20 protein-coding genes and 1 tRNA gene are annotated in these 25,371 nt (G+C 71.8%); 14 read left to right on the top strand and 7 right to left on the bottom strand.

Going from position 1 to position 25,371, the window contains the following annotated elements; translation table 11 throughout:
* From WME75_RS42095 to WME75_RS42075, 5 genes are all read left to right on the top strand, one after another.
* Positions 1-1,263 (top strand): hypothetical protein, encoded by a 1,263-nt coding sequence (locus WME75_RS42095; protein ID WP_437482964.1) that lies wholly within the window; start codon positions 1-3, stop codon positions 1,261-1,263.
* A gap of 55 nt (positions 1,264-1,318) precedes the next feature.
* Positions 1,319-2,926: a PepSY-associated TM helix domain-containing protein gene (locus tag WME75_RS42090; RefSeq protein WP_437482961.1), complete on the top strand. Its 1,608-nt coding sequence runs from the start codon at positions 1,319-1,321 to the stop codon at positions 2,924-2,926.
* Positions 2,919-3,266, top strand: coding sequence for a hypothetical protein (locus tag WME75_RS42085; RefSeq protein WP_437482959.1), 348 nt, complete (start codon positions 2,919-2,921; stop codon positions 3,264-3,266). Before WME75_RS42090 ends, WME75_RS42085 begins: the two co-directional genes overlap by 8 nt.
* Positions 3,259-3,537: a hypothetical protein gene (locus tag WME75_RS42080; protein ID WP_437482957.1), complete on the top strand. Its 279-nt coding sequence runs from the start codon at positions 3,259-3,261 to the stop codon at positions 3,535-3,537. The genes WME75_RS42085 and WME75_RS42080 overlap by 8 nt, the downstream gene beginning before the upstream one ends.
* A gap of 421 nt (positions 3,538-3,958) precedes the next feature.
* Positions 3,959-4,045: transfer RNA gene (locus WME75_RS42075), tRNA-Ser, on the top strand.
* Between the two features lie 250 nt (positions 4,046-4,295).
* On the opposite strand, the gene WME75_RS42070 is transcribed toward WME75_RS42075, so the two are convergent.
* The gene (locus WME75_RS42070) at positions 4,296-5,678 is read right to left on the bottom strand and encodes a DUF4388 domain-containing protein (RefSeq protein WP_437482954.1); all 1,383 of its coding nucleotides are present in this window, start codon (positions 5,676-5,678) and stop codon (positions 4,296-4,298) included.
* A gap of 169 nt (positions 5,679-5,847) precedes the next feature.
* Positions 5,848-7,821 (bottom strand): aspartate--tRNA ligase, encoded by a 1,974-nt coding sequence (gene aspS / locus WME75_RS42065; protein WP_437482951.1) that lies wholly within the window; start codon positions 7,819-7,821, stop codon positions 5,848-5,850.
* A gap of 203 nt (positions 7,822-8,024) precedes the next feature.
* On the opposite strand from aspS, the gene WME75_RS42060 reads away from it, so the two are divergent.
* Positions 8,025-9,989, top strand: a complete 1,965-nt coding sequence (locus WME75_RS42060) for a hypothetical protein (protein ID WP_437482948.1) — start codon at positions 8,025-8,027, stop codon at positions 9,987-9,989.
* 21 nt (positions 9,990-10,010) lie between these two features.
* Here WME75_RS42060 and WME75_RS42055 read toward each other — a convergent pair whose 3' ends face one another.
* From WME75_RS42055 to WME75_RS42045, 3 genes are read right to left on the bottom strand one after another with little or no spacing between them, the layout of a single operon-like run.
* Positions 10,011-12,185 (bottom strand): transglutaminase TgpA family protein, encoded by a 2,175-nt coding sequence (locus WME75_RS42055; RefSeq protein WP_437482945.1) that lies wholly within the window; start codon positions 12,183-12,185, stop codon positions 10,011-10,013.
* A complete protein-coding gene (locus WME75_RS42050) occupies positions 12,182-13,414 on the bottom strand; it encodes a DUF58 domain-containing protein (RefSeq protein WP_437482942.1) in 1,233 nt (410 codons plus the stop codon). Before WME75_RS42050 ends, WME75_RS42055 begins: the two co-directional genes overlap by 4 nt.
* A gap of 8 nt (positions 13,415-13,422) precedes the next feature.
* A complete protein-coding gene (locus WME75_RS42045; RefSeq protein ID WP_437482939.1) occupies positions 13,423-14,388 on the bottom strand; it encodes an AAA family ATPase in 966 nt (321 codons plus the stop codon).
* A gap of 493 nt (positions 14,389-14,881) precedes the next feature.
* On the opposite strand from WME75_RS42045, the gene WME75_RS42040 reads away from it, so the two are divergent.
* The 7 genes from WME75_RS42040 to WME75_RS42010 all read left to right on the top strand — a co-directional run bounded on the left by WME75_RS42040 (position 14,882) and on the right by WME75_RS42010 (position 21,932).
* Entirely contained in the window at positions 14,882-15,856 is a 975-nt protein-coding gene (locus WME75_RS42040) for a decaprenyl-phosphate phosphoribosyltransferase (RefSeq protein ID WP_437482936.1), read from the top strand.
* On the top strand, positions 15,856-16,596 hold the full coding sequence (locus WME75_RS42035; protein ID WP_437482933.1) for a CPBP family glutamic-type intramembrane protease: 741 nt from the start codon (positions 15,856-15,858) through the stop codon (positions 16,594-16,596). The genes WME75_RS42040 and WME75_RS42035 overlap by 1 nt, the downstream gene beginning before the upstream one ends.
* A gap of 75 nt (positions 16,597-16,671) precedes the next feature.
* On the top strand, positions 16,672-17,808 hold the full coding sequence (locus WME75_RS42030; protein WP_437482930.1) for a UTP--glucose-1-phosphate uridylyltransferase: 1,137 nt from the start codon (positions 16,672-16,674) through the stop codon (positions 17,806-17,808).
* 185 nt (positions 17,809-17,993) lie between these two features.
* Complete coding sequence (locus tag WME75_RS42025; protein ID WP_437482928.1) at positions 17,994-18,656, top strand: NUDIX hydrolase; 663 nt, start codon at positions 17,994-17,996, stop codon at positions 18,654-18,656.
* A complete protein-coding gene (locus tag WME75_RS42020) occupies positions 18,656-19,603 on the top strand; it encodes an NAD(+)/NADH kinase (protein WP_437482925.1) in 948 nt (315 codons plus the stop codon). The genes WME75_RS42025 and WME75_RS42020 overlap by 1 nt, the downstream gene beginning before the upstream one ends.
* A 419-nt stretch (positions 19,604-20,022) precedes the next feature.
* A complete protein-coding gene (locus WME75_RS42015; protein WP_437482923.1) occupies positions 20,023-20,358 on the top strand; it encodes an HU family DNA-binding protein in 336 nt (111 codons plus the stop codon).
* Positions 20,359-20,501: 143 nt separating this feature from the next.
* Positions 20,502-21,932 carry an ABC1 kinase family protein gene (locus WME75_RS42010; protein ID WP_437482920.1) on the top strand — a complete coding sequence of 477 codons (1,431 nt, stop codon included), beginning with the start codon at positions 20,502-20,504 and terminating at the stop codon, positions 21,930-21,932.
* On the opposite strand, the gene WME75_RS42005 is transcribed toward WME75_RS42010, so the two are convergent.
* Positions 21,929-22,597, bottom strand: coding sequence for a hypothetical protein (locus WME75_RS42005; protein ID WP_437482917.1), 669 nt, complete (start codon positions 22,595-22,597; stop codon positions 21,929-21,931). The two genes, WME75_RS42010 and WME75_RS42005, sit on opposite strands and share 4 nt — an antisense overlap.
* Before the next feature lie 99 nt (positions 22,598-22,696).
* Between WME75_RS42005 and WME75_RS42000 the strand changes: the two genes are divergently transcribed.
* Positions 22,697-23,974, top strand: a complete 1,278-nt coding sequence (locus tag WME75_RS42000; RefSeq protein ID WP_437495029.1) for a citrate synthase — start codon at positions 22,697-22,699, stop codon at positions 23,972-23,974.
* A gap of 116 nt (positions 23,975-24,090) precedes the next feature.
* Here WME75_RS42000 and WME75_RS41995 read toward each other — a convergent pair whose 3' ends face one another.
* Complete coding sequence (locus tag WME75_RS41995) at positions 24,091-25,302, bottom strand: serine/threonine-protein kinase (protein ID WP_437482914.1); 1,212 nt, start codon at positions 25,300-25,302, stop codon at positions 24,091-24,093.
* Positions 25,303-25,371 lie beyond the last annotated feature (69 nt).

Raw genomic sequence — 25,371 nt, 5'->3', positions numbered from 1 at the left:
ATGAGAACCATCTGGAACAACTCGCCGGCATCGAGGCGCGCGGGCACCGCGCTCCTCGCGATCGGGCTCCTCGCCGTGGCGCTGGGCAACAGCGGCTGCGGGGACGACGAGCCGAACCCGAGCGGCAGCGGCAGCGGCGGCGGCGGCGTGGGCGGGCCAGCGTTCGTGGTCGCCACGCGCGTCTGGGACGACACCGCGACCAACTCTTACTTTTACGTGCTGCCGTCGCTCGAACAAGGCACGGCGGTCGACCCGTCCCAGGCGCTCGAGGTCACCGGCTCGGCCAGGCTGTTCGCGTTCGAGGACCAGGGCTGGTTCGGCATCGGTGATTCCGAGTCGCCGACGATCTCGCAGTACACGCTCGATGGTGGCAGCGCGCTCGTCAAGGGAGACGCGATCGGCCTCCAGCCCTTCGGCGTGGAGGCCCTCTGGCCCACGAATTACGTCATCTCGCCGACGAAGGCATACCATCCGGATCGCGCGGGCGAGCAGATTGTCGTGTGGAACCCCACGACGATGGAAGTGCAAGCGACGATCCCGTTGCCGGACACCGCGCGCGAGGGCTACCTGGCGCTGTACGGATATGGCTCGGTCCTGCGCGGCAAGACGCTGCTCTTCTCGGTGGGGTGGTTCGACTGGAAGACGACCGACACCGTCCTTCCGGAGACCGGGCTCGTCGCGATCGACACCGAGACGGACACCGTCGTGCGGTTCGACGTCGACGACCGGTGCGGCGGGATCACGCAGTCCGTCGAGACGGCCTCTGGCGACGCCTACTTCGTGAGCTCGGCGCTCGCGGGGGCGGCCTATCACGTCGAGCGCCTGGAGACCGAGCCCTGCGCGCTGCGCATCCCGAAGGACGCGGACGCCTTCGACCCGGACTTCCTCCTGCGCCTGGGCGAGCTGGCAGACGGCGCGATCGTGGGCGATCCCATCCCCGCGGGCGGGGACAGCCTCTTCCTCCGGGTGTTCGACGAGGGCCTCGCCACGATCAGCGAGGAGACCAAGACCTCTGAGATCACGGGCCAGCCGGCGTGGCACTGGTGGCGGTGGGACACCGCGACGAACGAGGCCGCTGCGATCGCGGAGCTGGCCCCCTCGCCCGCGAACGTCTCCTTTTTCGAGGTCGACGGCCGGGTCTTCACCATCGAGGAGAAGAGCGGCTCCACGGAGAGCACGCTGATCGAGCTCACCGCCGAGGGCGGCCCAAAGGTCGGCCTGACGGCGCCGGGGTACCTGCACGGCTTGGCGAAGGTGCGATAAGTTCGCGCGGCGCGCGGCGCGCGGCGCTCCGCGCGAGGGGACAGTGTGACTCGCGATGGCAAAGAAGCTCTCCAGCCATGCTTTCACGACCTTCTGGGACGTGCACGCATGGGCCGGTGTGATCGGTGGGCTCTTGCTCTACGTCATGTTCCTGTCGGGGGGGATCACGCTCTTCCGGCGGCAGCTGGAAGTGTGGGAGGAGCCCCTGACCCAGCGGCGCTCGTCCATCGAGCAGGTGGGGCTCCAGGCCACGCTCGATCAAGGGCTCGCCGCCGCTCCCGCCACGCCCGAGCAGCTCTGGCTCGATCTGCCCAAGGAGGGGCTGGGCGCCGCGCGGATCCTCTACAGCTCGCAGGGCGAGCGCGTCTCGTCGTGGATCCACGAGGGGCTGGTGCCCGAGCGCGAGCGGCTGTCCGACTTCCTCTACGACCTGCACTACCTCTGGCACCGAGCGACCGGCGCGTGGCTGTTCTATGTGGCCGGTCTCCTGTGCGTCGCGCTCCTGCTCGCGCTGGCGACCGGCGTGCTCATCCACCTGAAGGACATCGTCCGGCAGTTTCATCGGTTCCGGCCGAACAAGACGCGCCGTGTCCTGTGGTCGGACATGCACAAGGTGCTCGGCGTGATAGGCCTGCCGTTTCAGGTCCTGTACGCGTACACCGGCGCGTTCTTCGTTTTCCTCGGCTTGCTGGTGCAGGTGTTCACGGGTCCCGTGTTCGGCGGGGACGCCGCGCGGGCGGACCGGGTGGCCTGGGGGGCGTCGTTCGCAGACGAGCCGGCGCCAGGGGCGCCCGCGCGCGGCCTCACCCTGGACGAGCTCACGGCGCGCGCGCGCGCGGCGGAGCCCCGGTTCGTGCCTGAGAGATACCGTATCCGGCATCACGGCCTCGACAGCGGGACGGTCGAACTCCGCGGGCCGGTCGAGGGAGTTCCGTTCGGGCGCGGCATCGTGCGCCTGCGGGCGACCGACGGCGCGGTCCTCTCCCTCGACATGCCGGGCTCGGAGGGCGCTCGCAGCGGCGTGATTCGCTGGATCTACGGCCTTCACTACGCCGATTTCGGCGGCGTCGCCCTGCGCATCCTGTTCCTCGTGCTCTCCGTGGCGACGTGCGCCACGATCCTCACCGGCAACTGGATCTGGCTCGCGCGACGGGAGGCGCGACGCGAGAGCCTGGGCAACCGCCTCCTCGCGCGGCTCACCGTGGGCTTCGGCGCGGGGACCCTCGTCGCGATCGCGGCGCTCTTCCTGGCGAGCCGGGCGCTCCCGCTCGACTGGGCGGGCCGCATGGCGGCCGAGGAGCTCACGTTTCTCGCGGCGCTCGGGCTCTGCATCACGTGGGCGCTCGCCGCGCGCGACGGCGGGCGCCTCTGGTGGCGGCAGATCGGGCTCGCGGGGCTCCTGCTGCTGCCTGTCCCCGCGCTCGCGGCGCGCTGGTCGGGCGCGGGGCTCTTCGGCGCGGGGCCGAGGCTCGGGGCGGTCGTCGCGGTCGACGTCGCGCTCCTCCTGGTGGCTGCGGCGCTCTGCGCCTCGGCCTGGGCGCTTCGCCGGGCGGCCTCGAGGCACGAGGCGCCTCGGCAGGCGACGCAGGACGAGCCGCCGGCGTCGCTGGCCCATGGCGGGGCGGGGCTCATGGCCAGGGGGCAGACGGCGTCCCATGGTTGAGATCGCATCGCTGCTGGCGGCGTATCTCGCCTTCGCCTTGCTCCACGCGGCGCGGCCGGAGCGTGTTCCGTTCGGCATCGCGTCGCGGCTGCGCGGGGGGCGCGCATGGCGCATCGCGGCCCGGGTCCTGGCCGCCGTCTCCTTCTCGCTGTCGGTGGCGCTGTGGCGCCGGACCGAGGCCGGCCCCGCGGCGTACCTCGTTCCCTTTGCCGCGCTCCTCTGCGCCGCGAGCCTGTTCGTCCTGCTCGCGCCCCTGTGGCCGCGCGCCGCGTGGGGCCTTGCGCTCCTGTGCCCTCCCGCGGTCGCCGCGCTGTCGTTCGCAGGAGCGTGTCATGGCTAGCGACCGGCTCGCCCGGCCCGATGCCCCCTTGCGCCCGCTGGCGGCGCTGGTCGGCACGCTCCCGGTCGCCGTCCTGGCGAGCGCGTGCGTCGCGCGGTTTGCGCCGCTCTCCGGGGACACGCCGAGCCTCCTCGGCTTCGCGCTCGTTGTGCCGCTCTGGGTGACGGCGATGTGCGTTGCCTTCCTGGCCCGCAGCGCGACCCGGGCGTGGGGGGTCTGCGCGGCGCTCAGCGCCGTGCTGTTCGCCCTGGCCTACGGCGTGCCGCAATGACCCTTGACGGCGGGCGCAGCCGCCGGGCGCCCGCCTGCTCCGCTCCGGCCGGTCTTTGGCCGGGCTCGACCGGGAGGCGGGAAAATTGCTAAAAAATTAAGTAATTTCATGGATTTAAATTCATGGAGGGCTCTCTGGGCAGGTGCGCCCCTCCTCCTCCCTGGCCGGCCCGAGGTCCATCGGTCGAGCCCGGCAGCTCGTCGTTCCGGGCCGCCGTCCCGTCCCCTGGAGGTATCGGTCGCCGCCGACGCTTCCCCGCACGATCTTCTGTGCACGGCGACAGGCTCTTTGGTATGTTGCCGCTCCCTCGACGGCCCGCGCCGAGCGTCTGTCGAGTCAACGTTCTTTTTACTGTCGAAGCTTCGAGATCCGCACTGGGCCCTGCGCTGAGCGCTGGCCGGGCGGATCCTCCTGGAGACCAGGAGAGGTGGCCGAGTGGCTGAAGGCACACGCTTGCTAAGCGTGCGATCGGGAAACTGATCCGCGGGTTCGAATCCCGCCCTCTCCGCCGCGATCCCGCTCAGCGCTACGCCCGTTGTGAGGCGGCCTGAGCTTCGCGTGCAGACGACTCACGGCGGCGGATGCCGCCGCGCCGAGGCGAGCAGCTCACCGGAGCATCGCAGGCGGAAGGCCGGCGCAGGCGACCCGCGCCGCGGGGCCTCGTCAGAGCGCGCTGCGCGTCGCGTGTGCCGTCCGGATGTGGTGCGCGCGTCGTCCAGATGCGCCGCGCGCGCGTCGCCCCGCCGTCGGCGCTCGCCTCAGGCGGCCCGGGTCCTCAGCACCCGCGACTGCAGGAACTGGTAGATCGTCTTGATCGCGTCGAACGAGCCGACCGCGCTCTCCTTGATCACCTCGTTCACCGTGCGCGAGCCGTTGACCGCCCCGAGCACGAGCTCCTCGATGCGCGTCAGCTTGCCCGAGCCCACGCCGTCGAGCGCGACCTGGTCCACGACCACCACCTGGTCGAAGTTGATCGTCCCCTCCATGAGCCGCCACTCGTCGACGCGCCGGAACCCCTCGAGCACCAGCGCGGAGACGGTGAGGCCGAGGCGCGCCTGCTCGACCTCGGGGCGGAACGGCTCGCGCGTGAACGAGAAGCGCCCGTAGGGCCAGCGCAGCACCTCGTAGATCAGCTCGCTCGACTGGCGCTCCAGCACGGCGATGAGATCGTCGTTCGTCGCGACGTCCGCCTCGACGAGCACCTGGCCGAGCAGCGTCTGCGGCATCTTCACGCGGAGCAGCGCCTCGAGCCGCTCCCGCGTCACGAGCCCGCGCTCGATGAAGTAGCGCCCGAGCTTGAACTCGTCCGACGAGTTGCGCGCCTGCACGAGATCGATGAGCCCCTGGCGGATGGAGATCGTGACCGACGCGCGATTCGTGGCCACCCGGAGCACGCCCGTCTGCCGCTGCATCTGGAGCAGCTGGAGGATCTCGGCGAGCGGGATCGCCGCGACGTCGCCGCTCATCACCTCCTTCGCCTCCGGGGGCGTGTCGAGGTCGCGGAGCGTCAGGGTCAGCCCGGAGACCACCTCGTTCGTCATCACGCGGGCGACCGCCTGCATCACGGCCGCCTCGTTCGTCCGCGACTCGGGCGACAGGCTCATGATCGCCGGCGTCATCACCGTCGCCAGCTGCTGCGCGAGGTCGACCCCGGTGCGCTGGCGCATGTTCCGGGCGAGGAGGCTCGGCCGCACGCTCTCGACGATCATGTCCTCGTCGGGCATCTTCGCGCCCTCGGGCACGGGCCGCGCGCGCCCCTCCGCCGTCTTCGCGAGCGCGCCCTCGATCACCGCGACCAGCGCGCGCGCGTCGAACGGCTTGGTGATCGCGTCGACGGCGCCGGTCTGCTGGACGAACTGCCCCCGGATCTTGTCGCCCTTGGCGCTCATCAGGACGACGGGGACCGTGCGGTGCAACGGGTTCGACCGCAGCTCCCGGCAGAAGGCGTAGCCGTTCATCCTCGGCATCACGAAATCGAGGAGGACGAGGTCGTATTTCGGCCCCTTCTTGATGAGCTCGATCCCCGCGAGCCCGTCGCGCGCCACGGTCGGGTCGAACCCGTTGCGCGCCAGGATGGCGCTGACGACCTTCAGGATGGTCGGGCTGTCATCTACAACGAGGACGCGCGCCGGGGAGGCCATGGTGAAGGATACAGGCCCTACCCTACCAGAAGTGCGCGGCCGGCAAACATAAAGGCCAAGGGGCGCGGCGGCCCCGGGGCGAGGCGGCGCCCGGCGAGCGCGGTGGCGGCGGCGCGCCGGAGCGCCGCCGTCGACGCATCGGAGCGCGCTCGCGTCCCCCGGCCCGGCATCAGGCGCCGGCGCTGCCGGTGCCCGTCGCCCCCGGTCGGGGGTCCGCGGGCGCGACCGCCTTCACGTGCACCTCGGCGAGCTGCGCGGCGTCGACGAGCACGGGCGCGCCGGTCATCTGGTCGGTGCCCTGGTTGGTCTTCGGGAACGGGATCACGTCCCGCAGCGTCGGCGCGCCGCTGAGCAGCATCGCGAACCGATCCATGCCGAGCGCGATGCCGCCATGCGGCGGCGCGCCGCTGCGGAGCGCGTCCAGGAGGAAGCCGAACTTGTCGCGCGCGTCGCGCTCGTCGATGCCCAGCGTCTGGAAGACGCGCGCCTGCACGTCGGGGTCGTGCAGCCGGATCGAGCCGCCGCCGACCTCGAACCCGTTCAGCACGAGATCGTAACGATAGCACTCGACCCGCGCCGGATCGCTCTCGAGCAGCGCCACGTGCTCGTCGATGGGCCGCGTGAACGCGTGGTGCGCGGCGGACCAGCGCCCCGTGTCGTCGTCGTAATCGAACAGGGGTGGGTTCGTCACCCAGAGGAACCGCCACTGGTCGCCATGCCCGTACTCCGGGATGAGCCCGATCTTCTTGGCGACGTCGACGCGGAGCTTCGCCATCACGGTGTGCACCACCGCGGCGTTGCCGAACTGGAAGCAGAGGATGTCGCCCGGCTTGGCGCCGAGCGCCGCGTTCAGCTTCTGCCGGAGCTCCGGCGTGATCGACTTCGAGAGGGGAGACTGCGTCCAGGAGCCGTCCTCGGCGAGCTTGGCGCGCGCGAGCCCCCGGAAGCCCTTCACGTCGCGGAGCCCGCGCTCGAGCTCCTCGGTCTGCTGCCGGGACAGATTGGCGCTCGCCGGGATGACGAGCCCCTTCACGATCTCGGCCGGCAGGTCGCGCCGCAGCTTGCCCGACCGGAATTTCTCGGCCAGCTCCACCCAGAAGGGCACGCCGCCGCCGCCCTGCTCGATGATGAGCTCGGTGAGGTCGGTGTGCTCGATCCCGAAGCGGAGGTCGGGCTTGTCGTTGCCGAAGCGGGCCATCGACTCGGCGTACGGCATCTGCGGGAAGCGGCCCGTCGGGTAGAGCTCGGCGAGGTCCTTGCCGAGGGCGGTCTTGAACACCGCGAAGACGAGCCCCTCGATCAGGCGGAAGACGTCGTCCTGGTTCACGAACGACAGCTCGACGTCGATCTGGGTGAACTCCGGCTGCCGGTCGATGCGCAGGTCCTCGTCCCGGAAGCACTTCACGATCTGGAAGTAGCGGTCGAAGCCCGCGACCATGAAGAGCTGCTTGTAGAGCTGCGGGCTCTCGGCGAGCGCGTAGAACTTGCCGGCCGCGATCCGCGAGGGGACGAGGAAGTTGCGCGCCCCGCCCGGCGTGTACTTCACGAGGAAGGGCGTCTCGAGCTCGAGGCAGCCCTGGTCCGACAGGTAGTTCCGCGTCGTCCGGTTGACCTCGTGGCGCATCCGCAGCGCCCGCTGGAGCGGGGTCCGGCGGAGGTCGAGGTACCGGTACTGGAGCCGGATCTCCTCGTCGGTTCGGATGTCGTCCTCGATCGAGAAGGGAGGGTTGTCGGCGCGGTTGAAGGCCACGGCCTCGGCCACGCGCACCTCGACCTCGCCGGTCGCGAGCTTCGGGTTCACGTTCTGCTCGCCCCGGTGGACGACGACGCCGCGCACGCCGATGACCCACTCGCGGCGCACCGTCTCGGCCAGCTTCAGCGACGCGGTGAGCTGCTCCGGCGTCGAGTAGGGCTCGCCCGACCCCTCGAGCGCCGGCGCGCGCTTCACCGACCCCGCGTCGTAGCCGGCGTCGAAGACGACCTGCGTGATGCCTTCGCGATCGCGCAGGTCGATGAACACGCAGCCGCCGAAATCGCGGCGATGCGCCACCCAGCCGAAGAGGATGACCTCCTTGCCGATGTCCGCCGTGCGCAGATCGCCGCAGCGGTGCGTCCTCTTGAGCTCATCGATGAAACGGGACACGAGCCGACCTCCGAGTTTCCGTGGGAAGCGGCGACTCTAGCCCAGGTCGACGTTGCCCGCCTCTCCGTATGATCGCGCCCCGCGCGCACGGATCGGCCCCGCGCGCCGCCGACGCGCGGCCGGGCCGCGCACCGCCGCCGCGGCGCGGCCGGGCCGCGCGCCGGAACTTGGCCCGCGCGCGGCCGATCTGGCATGGCCGCCCGGTGAGCTCCGAGGAGAAACGCTGCTGGCTCGATCGGTCGCTCGCCTTCGTGTCGGCCGCGCTGCCCTTCGGGCTCTCGCTGGCCCGCGCCGCGTCGTCAGGGCAGTGGCGTGAAGATCTCACGGCCGTCCGGGACCTCGGCCTCGTCGCGGTCGGGGTGGGCGGCGGCCTCTCGACGGCGCTCTCGCAGGCGCTGAGCCTGCTCCCGCTGGGGCCTCGCACCTTCCGCACCGCCCTCGGGTCGGCGCTCGCGCTCGCGATCGCCTCGCGCCTGCTCTACGAGATGGTCCGCCGGCTCCTGCTGGAGTCCGCGCAGCCAGCGCCCCTCCCGGGGCTCTCGCTCCTCCGCAAGCTCCGCGGCGGCGCGGCCGACGCGACCCCCGCCGCGGCGCGATCGGCGCCGGGCGCGCCCGGCGGCGCCGTGAGCCCGCGGCTCGCCTCCGTGCTGTCGGCGATCGCCGTCCTCACGGCGGCGCTGTCGCCCACCTGGCAGCGGGAGGCGACGGTCGGCGGCGGCGCCATGCTCGCCACCTGCTGCGCGCTCGTGACGATCGCGCTCGCGTCGATCTGCGCCGAGCAGGCGCGGCACGCGGGGCGCGCGTGGATCGGGCTCGGCGCGCTCCTCGGGGCCACGTTCGCCGAGAGCCCGCCCGCGGGCCTCGCCGCGCTGGCGGCGTCGTACGCGATGTTCCTCGCCCGCCGTGGCCTCGGCGGTCCCTCCGCCATGGCACAGGCCGCCGGCGGCCCGCCGCGGCGCATGCTGGGCGCCGCCGCCGGCGCGGGGGTGCTCACGGCCGCGCTCCTGCTCGCGCCGCTCGTGCTCCGGCCGCTCGCGCCGCGCGCCTGGACCGACATCGGCCGCGCGCTCACGACCGGGAGCCTCGCTGCCCTCGACGTCGCGAGCGCGCGCACCACGGCGCTCGCCGCGTGGAGCCGCGAGATCGGCGTCGTCTCCCTGCTCATCGCCGCGGCCGGGCTCGCGCTCTCGCTCCTGCGCCCGCGCGCGCGGTGGCTCGTCGCGCCGTTCCTCGTGCTGCTCGCGCTCGACACCCTCCTGCCCGCGCGCGCGGCCGGCGTGCTCTCCGCGGATCCGCTCACCCCGCTGCGCTCGCTCGCGGTCGCGGCGATCGCGGTCGGCTCGGCGCTCGGCGCGCACGCGGCGGTCCGGGCGCTGCTCGACACGCGCGTGCCGTTCTCGCGGAGCGGCGCCGTGCTGCTCGTCGTCTTCCAGCTGACGCTCGTCGCGCTGACGAGCGAGGAGGCAGGCTTCGCCGCCGACCGGAGCGAGCAGACGGCCGCCGAGGTCTGGACCGACGAGGCGTACGGGAGCCTCGATCCCAGCTCCGCGATCCTCGTGCGATCGCCGGCGATCGCGTGGCGGGTCTGGGCGGCGCGGATCACGCGCGGCGAGCGGCCGGACGTCGTCGTGGTCCCGATCCCGCTGCTCGATCGCGGCCAGGTCGCGGCGAGCCTGCTCGCCGACGAGCGCAAGCTCGCGCCGCTCCTGCGCGACTTCGCGCTCGCGGGCGAGCCCAGCGAGTTCGCTCTCTCGACGCTGGCCGACGTCCGGCCCCTCTACGTGGAGCTCGATCCGAGCTGGTCGAAGAAGCTCCTCGGCCACCTGAACGTCGCCGGGATCTGGCTCGAGTACGCCCCGCAGCCGCTCGGCGCCTCGGATCGCAAGCTGGCGACCGTGCAGTCGATCGTGCCGATCCGGCGGGTGCTGGAGTCGCTCTCGGTCGCCGCGGTGCCGGACACGTCGACGGCGGCCGTCCTCGCGTCCACGATGCGGGGCCAGTCGAACGTCGTCAGCCTGCTGGGCGAGCGCGTCGTGGCGCAGTCGTTCATGGATCGGCTGGGCGAGCTCGCCCCCGGGGACCCGTTCGTCTCCGGCGGTCCGAGCCGCCGCGCCGTCACCGGCATCCGCCAGGCGTTCATCGCGAAGCGCCCCGTGCGGCGCCGCTGAGCGCAGGCGTCCCGGCCGCGATCAGGGCGACGCGTGGAGCCCGAGGTCGCTCGCCGAGAGCGCGCGGCGATCGGCCAGGCGCAGCGCCTTGACCCGGCGCTCGAAGTCGCGGCTGTCGTCCTCGGTGAGCTTCGCCCCGCCGAAGCGGGCGCGCAGGTAGACCTGCGTGAGCAGCAGGATCTCGCGCGCCAGCGGGTGGTCCGTGAGCTCCAGCGCCTCGGCGTGGCGCAGCGGCGGCATGCTGGGCGGGCGCGGCACGCCCTGCGCGAGCATGGCGGCCTCCAGGCTCTCGTAGAGCGCGATCGCCAGGATCGCGCTCGGGGTCCGCCCCCCGTCCCCGCGCGACTCCTCGCGCCCGCGGCGCCCGCGGCGGAAGCGCCAGTAGAGCAGGCCGCCGCCCAGCGCGAGCGCGACGGCGGCGACGGCGAGGAGCCGCGGGCGCGACAGCGCGACATCGCCGCTCGAGCTGGACCTCCGGTAGCGCGACGTGAGCGTCTGGAGCAGGCTCACCTGCTGGTTCAGGTCGTAGCCGACGATGTGCCTGTCCCAGCGCTGGCTCGTCGCCTCGATGAAGTCGCGGAGGTACGCCCAGACCCCGACCAGCTCGCTCTTCGGCGCCGAGTCGGCCGGCGGCGTCGGGTCGAACGTCTGCCACCCCTCGCCGTCGAGGTACACCTCGACCCACGAGTGCGCGTCGCCCTGGCGCACCGCATAGAACCGCCCGAAGCGGTTGTAGGTGCCGCCGACGAAGCCGGTCACGTTGCGCGTCGGCACATCCACCGCGCGCAGCAGGATCGCCATCGCCGTCGAGTAGAACTCGCAGTGCCCGCGCTTCGACTCGAACAGGAAGTGATCGAGCGGATGCGGGTCCGCCCCTGAGGGCGACGCGAGATCGTACCGGTACTCCGCGCGCAGGCGCTCCTGGATCGCCCGCGCCTGGTCGGCCGGGCGCTCCAAGCCCTGCGTCCACTGCTGGGCGAGCGCGACGACGCGCGGCGGCAGGTCCCTGGGGAGCTCCAGGTAGCGCCGTCGCTCGCCCCCCGGGAGGCGCTGGAACGTCGGCGACCGCTTCCGCGACAGGAAGACGTCGTAGACGAGCCCACGGTCGTCCAGGGGCTGGTACCTGAACTCGCCCTCGGGCCCGCGGTGGGCCAGCGCGCCCGCGTCGACCCCGAGCTGCCCGCGGTTCTTGAACCGGAGCCCCGTCGCGTTCGGCGGGAGGAAGATCACGGGCGGATCGATCGGCTCCAGATCGATGCGCATCACCGGATCGACCGCCGGGTCCGGGTACCGCTCGAGCGGCACGAGCCCCCCGTCGCTCTCGGTCGGGCGCTTGAACGTCTCGCTCTGGGTCCAGGTGCGGCCGTCGTACGCGTCGAGCGCGGTGCCGCGCAGGTGCATGGTGAGGCGCGGCGGCGGCGGCTCCGGGAGCTCGGGGATCTCGACCCGCATGGCCAGCTTGGGATCGCTGCGCAGCACGCCGACCGCGCCCAGGTCGACCTTGCCCGAGAAGCCGATCATCCGCCCCGTGTGGCCGCGGTTCAGCAGGAGCAGCGAGAGGCCGACGCGCGGGAAGATGACGAACAGGAGCGCGGTGAAGACGAAGATCGGGATCGAGAGCAGGCAGGTGACGGCCAGGAACGAGCGCCCGACGACCCGCCTGGAGCGCAGGATGCGCGGCACGTCCACGGGCAGCCCGGTCCGGTCGCGCGCCCCCTGCCGGTAGTTGCCCTCGACCTCGCGCCGCAGGTGGCTGAGCACGAGCGCGCCGGGGGCGACGACGAGCACGCCGATGAAGCACAGCCCGTAGCCGAGGCCGCCGCCGAGGACGGTCCCGGCGATGAGGTGCAAGAGCGCGAGCACGATGACCTGCTGGTCGTGCGCCGCCCCCTTGCGCGTCGCGAGCCGGATGATCTGCAGCGCCGCGGCGAACTCCACGAGCACGTCGAGCACGCTCGCGTCGGTGGCCACGATGCGGACCACCTGGACGGCGATGACGACCAGGAGGACGCCCGTGTCGAGGTGGCGGAGCGCCGGGTGCCGCTGCCAGGACTCGCGCACGACGAGCGCGAGCGCGAGGCCGATGAGGATGGCCCAGCTCACATAGCGGTTGAACTGCCCGCTCGCGACGAGGGCGATGACGCCGAGCGCTGCGAGCGCGTCGGTCATGACCCGGTGCACCAATCCGAACCTCATGGGGCGGTCCTCGGCGTGCCGGTGCGGCGCTCGCCGCTGGTGGGGCCCGGGCTGGAGGCCTGCCGCAGGGACGTCCGGGCGGCGCGCTCGGCGCTGAGCTCCGACACCCGCGCCTCGTCCACCGCGTCGAGCAGCGCGAGGAACCTGAGGATCCCGTCGGAGCCGAGGTTGCGGTCACCGCGCACCCGCTCGCCCAGCGTCGTCGCGACGACCACGGCGTCGCCGCGCTTGATGTGGGCGACGGCGCGCGAGGCGGCCTCGCGGATCCTGCGCTCGAACGCCTGCGCGAACCCGTCGCCTTCGCCGGTCGGTCGCACCGTGTCGACGACGATCTGCACGTCGGGCCGCGTCTCCCGGGTCCGCTCGCGCAGCACCAGCTGGTCGCGCATCGTGCTCTTCTTCCAGTAGATATCGCGCGGATCGTCCCCGTCGCGCATCGGCCGCAGCCCGAAGGTCTCGTCGCCGCCCCCGCGCCCGCTGAGGCTCGCGCCGCCCTCGCGCCGCCCCGCCTCCTCGACCGGGAGCCGCACCGGATCGACGGCGGGATAGATGATGAGATCCCCCTCGGCCTCGACCTCGCGCGATTTCTCGAACAGCCCGAAGGGAAAGCGGGTCGCGATGCGGAACCCGGTGTGCCGGTCGCGGCCGCGCTTCGCCGGCGTCCGCCGGTAGGCGGCTACCTGCGCGCTGGCCGGGCTGATCTTCAGGAAGAAGCAGCGCTTATCGGCCGGCTGACCGGCGCGCAGGTCCTCGACCTCGATCGCGTACGACGGCACGCGCTTCTTGTGGTTGTAGACCTCGATCTCGACGAGGTGCGCCCGGCCCACCTGCGCGCGGGCCGGGAGCCGCCGGGTGACGGTGAGGTGCCGGAGCGACAGGTCGCTCATCACGCCGGAGACGACGATCAGCGACAGCAGCATCCCGAGCAGCAGGTAGAGGAGGTTGTTGCCCGTGTTGATCGCCGCGAAGCCGACGCCCAGCGTGATCCCGAGGTAGTACTTCCCCTCCCGGGTGAACTTGAGCTTCCGGGGCGGCCGCAGGGCGAACAGGACCTTCGCCCACGACGACGCATCCTGCCCGCGCTGGGGCCGCAGCGGGCGTTGCTCGAGCGGGGGCCGGTCGCGCCTCGGCCGGCTCGGCCGGACGGCGCTCCGCACCGCGGCGTCGGCACGGTCGGCGCCGCGGGAGCTGCCGCTGAGAGATCCCCGCTCCCGGTCTTCCGCGCCCATCGTCCCCCTCAGAGCGGGACCGGCACCCGAGCCACGAGGTCGCGCACCGCCGCCTCGCACTCGTCGCGGGTCGGCATGTAGCCCTCCGCGTGGGCCGAGAGCCGGACCCGGTGCGCCAGTACGGCGACCGCGAGGTCATGGATGTCGTCCGCAATACAGTACGAGCGCCCGCAGAGGACGGCGCGCCCCCGGGCCGCGCGGGCCAGGTTCATGCCGGCGCGCGGCGACGCGCCCAGCGAGAGGGTCGGGCTCGATCGCGTGGCCGCGAGGATCGCCTGCAGGTAGGTCGCGAGCGACGAGTCGAGCTCGACGCGATCGACCTCGCGCTGCAGCACCACGAGCTGGGCGGGATCGATGATCTGCGGCACGTTCCGCGCGCGATCGGGCTCGCCGCCCTGGAGGAGCAGCCGCATCTCCACCTGCGGCGGCGGGTACCCGATCCGGATCCGCACCATGAACCGGTCGAGCTGCGACTCCGGCAACGGAAAGGTGCCGGCGAAATCCTGCGGGTTCTGGGTCGCGAGCACGAAGAACGGATCCGGCAGCGGCGTCGCCGTCCCCTCGATGGACACCTGACCCTCGTTCATCGCCTCGAGCAGCGCCGACTGGGTCCGCGGGCTCGCCCGGTTGATCTCGTCGGCGAGCAGGACGTTCGCGAAGATCGGCCCCTGGCGGAAGACGAACTGCCCGATCCGCTGATCGAAGACGCTCACCCCGAGGACGTCGCTCGGCAGGAGATCGCTGGTGAACTGAACGCGACGGAGCTCGCCCCCCACGGCCTTCGCCAGCGCGCGTGCCAGCGTCGTCTTGCCGACGCCGGGCACGTCCTCGATGAGAACATGGCCCCGGGCGAGCAGCGCGATGAGCGCCAGCTCGACAGCCTCTGGCTTCCCTTCGAGGGCCTGCTCCACGGCAGAGCGAAGCTTCAGAAGAATCGGCGAAGCTTCACGCGCGACCGAGAGCGCTGATGTCATCAAGGGCGATGGTAGCACGAGGTTACGGCCAGCCTGCGCGGATGCGCATTTTGCGTTCCACGGCGTTCCACGAGCCGGCGTGGCCGGTGCGAACTCGGATTCGCCGACGCGCGCCGCCGGCCCGCGGGACCCGGTGCGCTGCGCCACGTTCGCTGCGGGGTCGTCGCCTGAGCGGGGGGGGCAGGGCCTGTCGCCGCCGCTCGGTTCTGAGCGTCCACGTTCCTGCTCTTTTGCCTGCTGCGGAATGGCCGGGACCGGTGCGCCCGGGTATGCTCCGGCCGCCGTGACCGCCCCGGGTCCCCTTTTTCGCCGCAGTGCTCCGGCCCTCCCTGCTCAAGAGACGCCGGGCGTCGACGCTCGCCCGGACGCCGGAGCGCTCGACAAACCGGCGCCGGCTGAGCAGGGCGCCTCACCCGTCGCGATGAGCTCCGTCCCCGCCGGCAGGCCCACATCGTCGCCTCCGCGGAGCGGCGTGCCGAGCTCTCGTCCTGGGGTGCCGAGCTCCCGTCCGCCGGAGAGCGGGCCCCCTTCGGGCAGCCTGATCGCGCAGCCGCCCCTCCTGCCCGACTCGCCGAAGGGGACGCTGCTCTGGCGGGTGCGCGGGATGATCCGGGCGATGCGCCCGCACCAGTGGGTGAAGAACCTCTTCGTCCTCGCCCCGGTGGTGTTCGCCAAGCACCTGACCCACCCCTCGATCATCACGAGCGCGATCGGGGCGTTCGCGATCTTCTGCCTGCTCGCCGGCGCCGTCTACGTCCTGAACGACATCGTCGACGCGGAGGCCGACCGGGTCCACCCGGTCAAGCGTTTCCGGCCGATCGCCTCGGGGCGCGTGCCGATCCCGGTCGCCAAGGCGATGGCGGTCGGCCTCGCGGTCATCGCGCTCGGGGCCAGCTTGCTCGGCCCGCCGCTCTTCGCGCTTGTCGCCGCCAGCTACTACATCCTCAACGTCGCCTACTCGTTCCGGCTCAAGAAGGTCGCGTACCTCGACGTCGGCTGCATCGCGATCTTCTTCGTGCTGCGCGTGCTCGCCGGCGGCTTCGCGACGAGGACGCCGCTCTCCGGCTTCATGATCGCCTGCACCGCCCTGCTCGCGCTCTTCCTCGGCTTCGGCAAGCGCCGCCACGAGCTCGCTTCCGCCAACGCCTCGAAGCAGCGCGCGGCGCTGGACGCCTACTCGCCCGGCGCCCTGACGGCGGCGCTCGCCGTGACCGGCGTCGCCACCATCGCCACCTACCTCGCGTACACGCTCGATCACGACACGCAGCGCTTCTTCCAGAACCCGTACCTCTGGCTGACGACGATCCACCCGCTCTTCGGGGTGATCCGGTTCCTCCAGCTCGTCGCCGGCAGCGGCAAGGCCGAGAGCCCCACCCAGGAGATCCTCCGGGACACCCCCTTCGTGCTGAACCTCGTCATGTGGTCCGCCGAGGTGCTGGTGATCGTGTATCGGCTGAGGCCGTCCTGATGCTCGGCGCCGGGCCGGAGCTCGCCCGGCCGGCGGCGGCCCCGTCCGGCGACAAGCCCACAGCGAAGAGCGATGCGCTGACCGACCTCGCGCTGACGATGCCGATCTTCGTCCTCTACCACCTCGGCGTCGCCTTCCTCCCCATCCGCAACGCGGCGGATCCGGTCACCGCCGAGCTCCGCGCGCTCGCCAAGCACAGCCTCCCGCTCTACGCGGGCCTCACGGTCGCCGTCGGCGCCGTGTTCGTCCTCGTCCTCTCCCTCCTCGGCCGCGGCCACGCCCTCCAGACGAGGCGCTTCGCGCTGCTCGCCACCGAGGGCGCGCTCTACGCCATCCTGATGCGCTTCGCCGGCTCGTACGTGGTCGGTTCCCTCCGGCTCGGCCCGCCCGTGGCTTCCAGCGACATCTTCACCGGGGTCGTGATGTCGCTCGGCGCCGGCTTCTACGAGGAGATCGCCTTCCGGGCAGGCCTCTACGGGCTGGGCGCGCTCGCGATCAAGTTCCTCTTCGGCCGAGGGGTCCAGGGGACGGTGCTGCTGGTCGGCTGGGCGGTCGTGGCCGCCGCCGTCTTCTCCGGCTGGCACTACGTCGGCTCGATGGGCGATCCCTGGAATCTCCCCTCGTTCGTGTTCCGCATGGTGTGCGGGCTCGTGCTCACGGGGATCTACGTCTTCCGCGGCTTCGCGCCGGCCGTCTGGACCCACGCGCTCTACGACGTCTGGGTCCTCGTGCTCCGCTGAGCCCGGGGCCGCGTCCGTGCGGGCGGGGCCGCGTGCCGTATTGCCGGGCCGTTCTGGCCGTGCTTTGGAAAATCGGTGTCCCTCGCACAGCAGATCTCCTCTCTTCCTGCGCCTCTCCTGAAGCGCTTGCATGACCGGGGCTTCGACGGGTCCCGCCTGGTGCGGTGGGCGGCGACCCTCGGCGTGGAGCGGGACGCCCGCAACCGGCTGCCCGGCCGCGTCGAGCCGCCGGCCCCGGACGACCTCTCGGCGGCGCCGGCCGAGGGGACGGCCGAGCACGGGCGCCTGCGCGAACGCGGGCTCGCTGCGCTCTCGGCGGGCGAGGTGGCCCTCTGCGTCCTCGCCGGCGGGATGGCGACCCGGATGGGCGGCGTGGTCAAGGCGCTCGTGGAGGCGCTCCCCGGCCGGACGTTCCTCGACCTCCGGCTGGGCGAGAACGCGCACCTCGAGCGGCTGGCGAACCGCCCCGGCGCCCACGTGCCGCTCTGGCTCATGACGAGCGAGGCCACCGAGCAGCCGATCCGCGACGCCCTCGGCCCGCGCCTCGACGGCGCGCGGTGCGCCACCTTCGAGCAGGACGTCTCGCTCCGCCTGACGCCCGAGGGCTCGCTGTTCCTCGACGAGCAGGGCGAGCCGAGCGTCTACGCCACCGGCCACGGCGATCTGCCGGACGCCCTCCGCCGGAGCGGCCTGCTCGCCCGCTTCCTCGAGCGCGGCGGCAAGACGGTCTGGATCGCCAACCTCGACAACCTCGGCGCGACCGTCGATCCGGCCCTCCTCGGGTGGCACCTTGCCCACGGCGACCCGCTCACGGTCGAGGTCGTCGACAAGGTCGGCGCGGACCGGGGCGGCGGACCCGTCCGGTGGAACGGAAAGCGCATCATCACCGAGGAATTCCGCCTCCCCCGCGGCTTCGATCCGGACGTCGTGCGGGTCTTCAACACGAACACGTTCATCGCCAGCGCCGCGGCGCTCGACGCGCTCGCGATGGAGTGGACGTACGTCGAGGTCGAGAAGAAGATCGGGGAGCGGAGGGCCATCCAGTTCGAGCGGCTCCTCGGCGAGGTCACGGCGGCGCTCGAGCCCCGGTTCTTGCGCGTGCCGCGCGAGGGGCTCGCCTCGCGCTTCCTTCCGGTCAAGGACGTCCCGGAGCTCGAGCGGCGCCGCCCGGAGATCGAGGCGATCGCCAGGGCGCGGGGCATGCTTGGCTGAAGCCCTCCGGGCGCCTGCGTGCCACGCCATGCGTCATGGGCTCGCCGGGGGACCTTCACCCGGGCCGCCGCGGTCCGCGCGCGCCCCGGCGTGAGGTCGGCGCATCCGGCGGGCGCGCATCGCGATCGGGGCGCGGGCGCATCGCGATCGGCGGTCGTTTGGCGCTATGCTTTGCGCCTCGACGCATGCGGCTACCTCCCTTCCCGAAGCTCGCGCTCAGGCTGGTCCGGACGATCCCCTCGCTGGACGGCCCTGGTTTTCTCAACGTGCGACGCCAGGTGTTCCGCGTCGAGTTCCCGGACGGCTCGCTGAGCGACCCGTTCACCTACGACAGCGTCGATCGCGAGCGCCTCGATGCGGTGGTGATCGCCCCGCATTACCGCGACGCGGACGGGCGCCGTCATGTCTATCTCCGCTCGGCGCTCCGGCCACCGGCCGCGACCCGGCCGCCCGAGGTGTGCCCGTTCCCGGAGGCGCCGACGCTCGGCGCGCTCTGGGAGCTGCCCGCCGGGCTCGTCGAGCTCGACGAGCGGAGCCCCGAGGGCCTGAAGCGCTCGGCCGCGCGCGAGCTGCTCGAAGAGGTGGGCTTCGACGTGCCCCCGTCGGAGCTCCAGCCGCTCGGTCCATCGTCGTTCCCGACGCCGGGCATGGTGGGCGAGCGGCACTTCTACTTTCACGTCGAGGTCGATCCTGCGCGCCAGGGCGCGCCCCTCGAGGACGGCTCCCCGCTCGAGCGGTCCGCCGTCATCGTGGCCGTCCCGCTCGACGAGGCGATCGAGCTCACCCGGCGCGGCGTGATCGAGGACGCGAAGACGGAGGTGGCGCTCCGGCGCCTCGCGGAGCTCTGATGCCGGAACAACCTCTCGCGCCCGCGCAGCGACGTCCGCCCCGCGTCGCGCTCGTCGTGAAGCGCTCTGCCTGGAGGATCTACCGCGAGGAGCGGAAGGATCCGCGCATCACGCGGCTCATCGAGGCCGGCGACGCCGCCGTCGCGCGCCTCAAGGCGTCGCACGAGGCGCACGAGCAGACGGTGCGCGAGGTCAAGGCGGCGCTCGACGATCTCGGCGTCCGCGTCGAGGTCCTCGCCGGCGCGGGGCAGTCCTTCGACGCGGGCGAGCTCGACCTCGTGATCACGGTCGGCGGCGACGGGACGCTCCTCAGCGCGTCCCACAACGTCGGCGACGTGCCGATCCTCGGCATCAACAGCGCGCCGGGCCACTCGGTCGGCTTCTTCTGCGGCGCGACGAGCGCCGACGCGGCGGACGCCATCGCGAAGGCGCTGCGCGGCTCGCTCCGCCGGGCCGTGCTCGCCCGCATGCAGGTCACGGTGAACGACAAGCTCGCCACGGCGCGCGTCCTGAACGACGCGCTCTTCTGTCATATCTCCCCCGCGGCCACGTCGCGCTACGTGATCCGGCTCGGCAAGGCGGAAGAGGAGCAGAAGTCGAGCGGCTTCTGGATCGGCCCCGCGGCCGGCTCCACGGCCGCGCAGCGCTCCGCCGGCGGGCGCGTCCTGCCGCTCACGTCGAAGTGCCTCCAGCTCGTCGTGCGCGAGCCCTACACCCCCCACGGCGAGGCGTACCGCTTCCGCCACGCGCTGATCCAGCCGGGCTCCTCGCTCGTCGTGCGGAGCAAGACGCACGACGCGAAGCTCTTCTTCGACGGGCCGATCCACGCGGTGAACGTCGGCTTCGGCGACGTGATGGAGTTCGCCCAGGCGCCGCAGTCGCTGACGATCCTCGGCCTCTCCACCAAGCGGAAGTGGGGCGCGGGCTCGGCGGTGAGCCGCCGCTAGGCCCCTGACGCGCCGCGGGCAGGCCCGGTATCAGCGGGCCGGCGCGGCGCGATCGCGCGCGCGGGGCGGGGTGGAGGAGGGCTGTCGGCCGAGGAGGCTCGACTCCACGAGGGTGCGCGCGCGACCGGGATCGCCTTCAACGGAAGGGGATCGGGTGATCTCCTACCCCGAGCGCCCGGCGTCGGGCCGCCCTCGCGGCGGGCGCATGAGGCCTGAAGAAGGGGCGATCTCGGCCGTTTTCCTGGGGTTTTGGCGACCCGCGTCAGGGCCCCCCGGCGGTCCTTCCGCCGGAGCGACGCGCCCCCCGGGGCATGAAACCCCTTTTTTTGTAGCTCCGATCGATGATTCGACACTGGATCTGCGGCGGCCGTTGTGTTTCCTTTGGCGCGCAAGAGGCACAAACCTCAGGAGGAATGAACATGGCGGCGAAGAAAACCGACGGGAAGAAGAGCACGTCGCTCAGCAAGAGCGCGCTGATCAACGCGGTGGTCGAGGCGAACGAGAACGAGGTCTCGCGCAAGCAGGTCAAGGCGATCCTCGAGGCGCTGACCGACATCGCGTACAAGGAGCTCAAGAAGAACGGCATCTTCACGATGCCCGGCTTCGCGAAGTTCCGCGTCATCAAGAAGCCCGCCACCAAGGCGCGCGAGGGGACCAACCCCTTCACCAAGCAGCCGATGACGTTCGCGGCCAAGCCGGCCAGCAAGTCGGTCCGCGCTCGCCCCATCAAGGCGATCAAGGACTCGCTGTCCTGAGCCGATCCGGCTCGCTGGAGGGCTCCTGGACGCGGCGAAGGCCCGCGGCGGCCCCCTCTCCGGGATCCAATCGTCCCCGGGGAGCGAGCATGGCTGGCCCCGCGCGGCCCCTGCGGTAGCATGGTGCGGCTGCTCTGCCGCACATGACGCTCGCCGTCCGACTCCTCCGCGCGCTGTTTACATTCTCGGTCATCCTGACGAGCTACCTGATCCAGCTGGGGCTCGGGCGGGTGTTCGCGATGCGCCTCGGGCGCGGCCGCGCCGCGCGTGAGCTGCCCGGCTGGCTCACCGCCCGCCGCGCCCGCGTCGATCAGAACAACGCCCGACGCCTGCTGCGCGCCATGCTCAAGCTGCGGGGCGTCTTCATCAAGCTCGGCCAGGTGCTGTCCATCATGGGCGGCTTCCTCCCTCGGGCCTACGGCAAGGAGCTCGAGCAGCTCCAGGACCAGGTCCCGCCTCACCCCTTCAGCGATCTCGAGGCCGCGCTGCGCGCGAGCTTCGGTCGCACGGCGACCGAGCTGTTCGCGTCGATCGAGCGCGCGCCGCTCGCGGCCGCGTCGCTGGGGCAGGTCCACGTCGCGCGCCTCCGCGACGGCCGCAAGGTCGCGGTGAAGTTCCTCTACCCGGGCATCCGCGGGATCATCGCCGTCGATCTGCGCGTCCTGCGCCTCGCCATCCTTGTCTACAAGCGGTTCGTCCCGGTCGGGCGCATCGAGCGGGTGCACGAGTCGCTCGTCGACCTGCTCCGCCGCGAGACCGACTACCTGCACGAGGCCGCGTGCATGGAGCGGATGGCGGAGAACTTCGAGGGGGACGCGGGCCTCGCGTTCCCGGAGGTCATCCACGAGCTCACGACGCGCGACGTGCTCACGATGACGTTCATGGAGGGGATCAAGATCACCCGCCTCGACGCGCTGCGGAGCGCGGGCGTGGCGCCCTCGGACGTGGCGCTCCGGCTCGTGCAGGCCTTCTACAAGATGCTCTTCGCGGATCGCTTCTTCCACGCCGATCCGCACCCGGGGAACTTCCTCGTCGCCGCGCGGAGCGCGGAGGAGGGCGGCGGCTTTCGCCTCGTCGTCCTCGACTTCGGCGCGATCTGCGAGGCCCGGGACGAGCTCATCGACGGGCTGCTCGACATCCTGAAGGGCATCTTCGCGCAGGACGACGCGGCGGTCGTGCGCGGCTTCCGGCGCATGGGCTTCGCCGCGCCCGGGGCCAACGACGCGCTGCTCGAGCGGACCGTGAAGGCCTATTTCGCGAAGCTGCTCAAGATCCGGGATCGCACGCCGGCGGCGCTGATGCGCGCCCGCCCCGAGCAGCTGGAGAAGCTGGCCGATCCCGAGCTCGAGCGCGGTGAGCTCCAGGAGCTGATGCGCTCGTTCGAGTACCCCGAGGACTGGTTCTACGTCGAGCGCGCCTGTGTCCTCCTCTTCTGGCTGGCTGCCCAGATCGATCCCAACCTCGACACGATGGCGGCCGGCTTCCCGTATCTGATGCCGCTGATGGCCGAGCGCGAGGCGAGGGCCGGGTCGGACGGGCCGAGCCCGCCGGCGCGCCGGACGCCCGAGCGCTAGCGAGACGGGGGGTCGAAGCGCGGGCCGGGGCGGGTCAACCCGAGCCGCTCGAGGAAGGGCGCATAGCTCGCGTCGCGATCCTCCATGATCTCGGCGAGCCTGGCCTTGACCTCGGCGATCCCAGCCCCTTGAAGGCGCCGGTAGTTGTCCTCGGCAGGGTCGGCCACAGGCTCGACGCCCGCCCCGGCGAGGACGGTCCCCGAATGGTTCAACCCCTCTGGAATCATTTGCACGAACGGGTCCGGCGCGTGCCGGAGGAGGCCGACGAGCCGGTGCGAGTTGCTCTCGTCCCCCGCCATCTCGGGGTGGAACGCGGCCAGCACCGGCGCGGGGGTGCGCAGCCGCCGCAGCTGTTCACCCAGGCGCGACGCGAACCGCTCGAACTGGGGCGACGGAGTGTGGATGCACGGGAAAACCAGGTGGACGACCGCGGACTCGGCCTCCAGCACGGCCGCCAGCGCCGTCTCCAGGACGGGCTCGCGATCGATCAGGACGTAAAAGCGTCCGAATCCGGTTGCGGCGTCGCGCATGAACGGGCAGAGCCGGTGGCGAGCGATGACCTCGTCGGCGTAACGCCCGTGGACCCGCCGCACCTCGGCCGCGAGCCGAGGCGCCTCCGGGTGGTGGACCAGCTCCCCCCGCACGACCGTCTCGTTCAAACGCATCACCTCATTTCTTGAGGAAGAAATCTGCCCTCAGCTCGTGATAGCTTACGCCGCGCTGCGGCGGAAGGAGGAGGCGTGCAGGAGACCGCGAAGTTTACGCTGAATAAGAACGGTGTGGAGCAAACGATCGAGCTGCCTGTGATCACGGGCACCGAAGGGGAGAAGGCGATCGATGTCGCATCCCTTCGCTCGAAGACCGGGTACGTCTGCATCGACCCGGCCTTCGTCAATACGGCCTCGACCACCAGCTCCATCACGTTCCTTGATGGGGAGAAGGGCGTCCTCCGCTACCGCGGCATCCCGATCGAGCAGCTCGGCGAGAAGTCGACCTTCGTGGAGACCTCGTACCTCCTGATTTACGGCAAGCTGCCGAGCAAGAGCGAGCTGTCCCGGTTCTCGACGCTGCTCACCCGGCACTCGCTCATCCACGAGGACATGAAGCGCTTCTTCGACGGCTACCCGTCGACGGCGCACCCGATGGCGATCCTGTCCGCGATGGTGCTCTCCCTGTCGAGCTACTACCCGGAAGCGATCGACGTGAAGAACACCGAGCACCTCGACATCACGATCGCGAGGCTGCTCTCCAAGGTGCGCACGATCGCCGCGTTCTCGTTCAAGAAGTCGATCGGCCAGCCGTTCGTCTACCCGCACAACTCGCTCTCGTACTGCGCGAACTTCCTCAACATGATGTTCTCGGTCCCGGCGGAGCCGTACGAGATCGACGAGGACATCGTGAGGGTGCTGAACCTGCTCCTCATCCTGCACGCCGATCACGAGCAGAACTGCTCGACGTCGACGGTGCGCCTCGTCGGCAGCTCGAAGGCGAACCTCTTCGCCTCGGTCGCCGCGGGCATCTGCGCGCTGTGGGGCCCGCTCCACGGCGGCGCGAACCAGGAGGTCGTGACGATGCTCGAGGCGATCCGCGCGGACGGCGGCGACGTCTCGAAGTTCATCAAGCTCGCGAAGGACAAGACCTCGGGCTTCCGCCTGATGGGCTTCGGCCACCGCGTCTACAAGAACTACGACCCGCGCGCCGTCCTCATCAAGGCGGCCGCCGACAAGATCCTGGCGAAGCTCGGCATCAAGGATCCGCTGCTCGACATCGCGCAGCGGCTCGAGGAGACCGCGCTGCGGGACCCGTACTTCGCCGAGCGGAAGCTCTACCCGAACGTCGACTTCTACAGCGGCATCATCTACCGCGCGCTCGGCTTCCCCACGAACATGTTCACCGTCATGTTCGCGCTCGGTCGCCTCCCCGGCTGGATTGCCCACTGGAAGGAGATGAACGACGATCCGAGCGGCAAGATCGGCCGCCCGCGGCAGATCTACACGGGCGAGAACGCCATCGACTACACGCCGCTCGACGACCGCGCCTGACCGCGGCGGGGCCCCCGCGGCCCCGCCTGCAGCCCCCGAACCCTCCCTGCCACGTGACCGCCGCGCCTGCCGGCGGCGATCGCCGCGCCTGCCGGCGGCGGAGCCCTCGCGGCTCGTCAGCAGCTCAGCAGCAGCAGGACGACGATCAGCGCCACGATGACGCCCGTGACGAGCGAGGCGCTGCCGACGAGCAAGAGCAGCTTGCCCGTCGACCATTGCGTGAGCGGCGTGCCGGCGCTGCGGGGCACCGTCGCTCTGTCGTCGAGCGTGCGCTCCGGCCGGCTCATCGAATGGGCGGGGACCGCGGCGGGCTCCACCACGGTCGGCTGCGGGCGGGCGCTCGGCGACACGCCGCCGCCGGGCGGGGGCGTCAGCGGCGGCGCCGGCTGCGACAGCGGCTGACCGGCGCGGATCCGCCCCTCGAGGACGGCCTGCGCGTACGGGGGCGGCCCGCCGGCAAGCACCGTACGGACGTCCGCGCGCATGGTCTCGGCGTTGGGGTAACGGTGGAACTTGATGAACGCCAGCGAGCGATCGACCACGGCCGCGACGGCGGGCGAGATGCCGGGCGCCACCGAGGCGAGCGGCGGCGCCGGCTCGGTGGCGGCAGCGATGACCTCCATCGCCTCCGTCACCTCGCCGTGCACCTGCCGGCCCGAGAGCAGGCGGAACATCGTCGCCCCGAGCCCGAAGAGATCCGTGCGCCCGTCGATATCGTGGATGAGGCCCGTCGCCTGCTCCGGCGCCATGTACGTCGCCGTGCCCATGATCATGCCGGTCTTTGTCGCGGTCTTCTCGGGCAGGCCGGTGAGCCCGTCGACGACGCGCGCGATGCCGAAATCGAGCATGCGAACGCGGCCGTCGTTGCCGAGGTGGATGTTCTCGGGCTTGAGATCGCGGTGCACGACGCCGCGCGCGTGCGCGATCGCCAGCGTCTCGAGGACCTGGTCCGCGAGCGCGAGCACCTCGCCGGGCGGCATCGTCCCGGTGCGCGCCATCCGATCGAAGAGCGTCTCGCCCTGGAGCGCCTCCATGGTCAGGTACGCGAGCCCCTCCGGCGTCTCGCCGGAGCCGAGCACGCGCACCACGCCGGGCACCGCGTCCGCTCCGCCGAACGTGTTCCCGATGAAGCCCTCGCGCAGGAAGCGCTTCCGCACCTCCGCGATCGCGTTGAGCTCCGGGTGCAGCACCTTCAGCGCGACGTGCGAGCCGTCCGCCGCCCGTCCGAGCAGCACGCTCCCCATGCCGCCGGTGCCGAGCACGCGCTCGATCCACCACGTTCCAGCGAACGTCTTGCCGACCCAGTGCTCCGCGTCGTCGTCGTACACGCCAGGCGCCCTTGTTCGACCCCGCCACCCTCCGAGGAGAGGGATGCTCGGCGGCGAAGCAACTGGTAG

The sequence above is a fragment of the Sorangium sp. So ce1014 genome, from assembly GCF_051521505.1.
In the GTDB taxonomy this organism is placed as follows: Bacteria; Myxococcota_A; Polyangia; order Polyangiales; family Polyangiaceae; genus Sorangium.
Note: the sequence above shows the minus strand (reverse complement) of the source record. Positions and strands in the feature narration are given on the sequence as shown.

Coding starts and splice junctions, on each gene's coding strand:
- WME75_RS42095 (WP_437482964.1), top strand. CDS start 1: ATGAGAACCATCTGGAACAACTCGCCGGCATCGAGGCGCGCGGGCACC.
- WME75_RS42090 (WP_437482961.1), top strand. CDS start 1,319: ATGGCAAAGAAGCTCTCCAGCCATGCTTTCACGACCTTCTGGGACGTG.
- WME75_RS42085 (WP_437482959.1), top strand. CDS start 2,919: ATGGTTGAGATCGCATCGCTGCTGGCGGCGTATCTCGCCTTCGCCTTG.
- WME75_RS42080 (WP_437482957.1), top strand. CDS start 3,259: ATGGCTAGCGACCGGCTCGCCCGGCCCGATGCCCCCTTGCGCCCGCTG.
- WME75_RS42070 (WP_437482954.1), bottom strand. CDS start 5,678: ATGGCCTCCCCGGCGCGCGTCCTCGTTGTAGATGACAGCCCGACCATC.
- WME75_RS42055 (WP_437482945.1), bottom strand. CDS start 12,185: ATGAGGTTCGGATTGGTGCACCGGGTCATGACCGACGCGCTCGCAGCG.
- WME75_RS42050 (WP_437482942.1), bottom strand. CDS start 13,414: ATGGGCGCGGAAGACCGGGAGCGGGGATCTCTCAGCGGCAGCTCCCGC.
- WME75_RS42045 (WP_437482939.1), bottom strand. CDS start 14,388: ATGACATCAGCGCTCTCGGTCGCGCGTGAAGCTTCGCCGATTCTTCTG.
- WME75_RS42035 (WP_437482933.1), top strand. CDS start 15,856: ATGCTCGGCGCCGGGCCGGAGCTCGCCCGGCCGGCGGCGGCCCCGTCC.
- WME75_RS42025 (WP_437482928.1), top strand. CDS start 17,994: ATGCGGCTACCTCCCTTCCCGAAGCTCGCGCTCAGGCTGGTCCGGACG.
- WME75_RS42020 (WP_437482925.1), top strand. CDS start 18,656: ATGCCGGAACAACCTCTCGCGCCCGCGCAGCGACGTCCGCCCCGCGTC.
- WME75_RS42015 (WP_437482923.1), top strand. CDS start 20,023: ATGGCGGCGAAGAAAACCGACGGGAAGAAGAGCACGTCGCTCAGCAAG.
- WME75_RS42010 (WP_437482920.1), top strand. CDS start 20,502: ATGACGCTCGCCGTCCGACTCCTCCGCGCGCTGTTTACATTCTCGGTC.
- WME75_RS42005 (WP_437482917.1), bottom strand. CDS start 22,597: ATGCGTTTGAACGAGACGGTCGTGCGGGGGGAGCTGGTCCACCACCCG.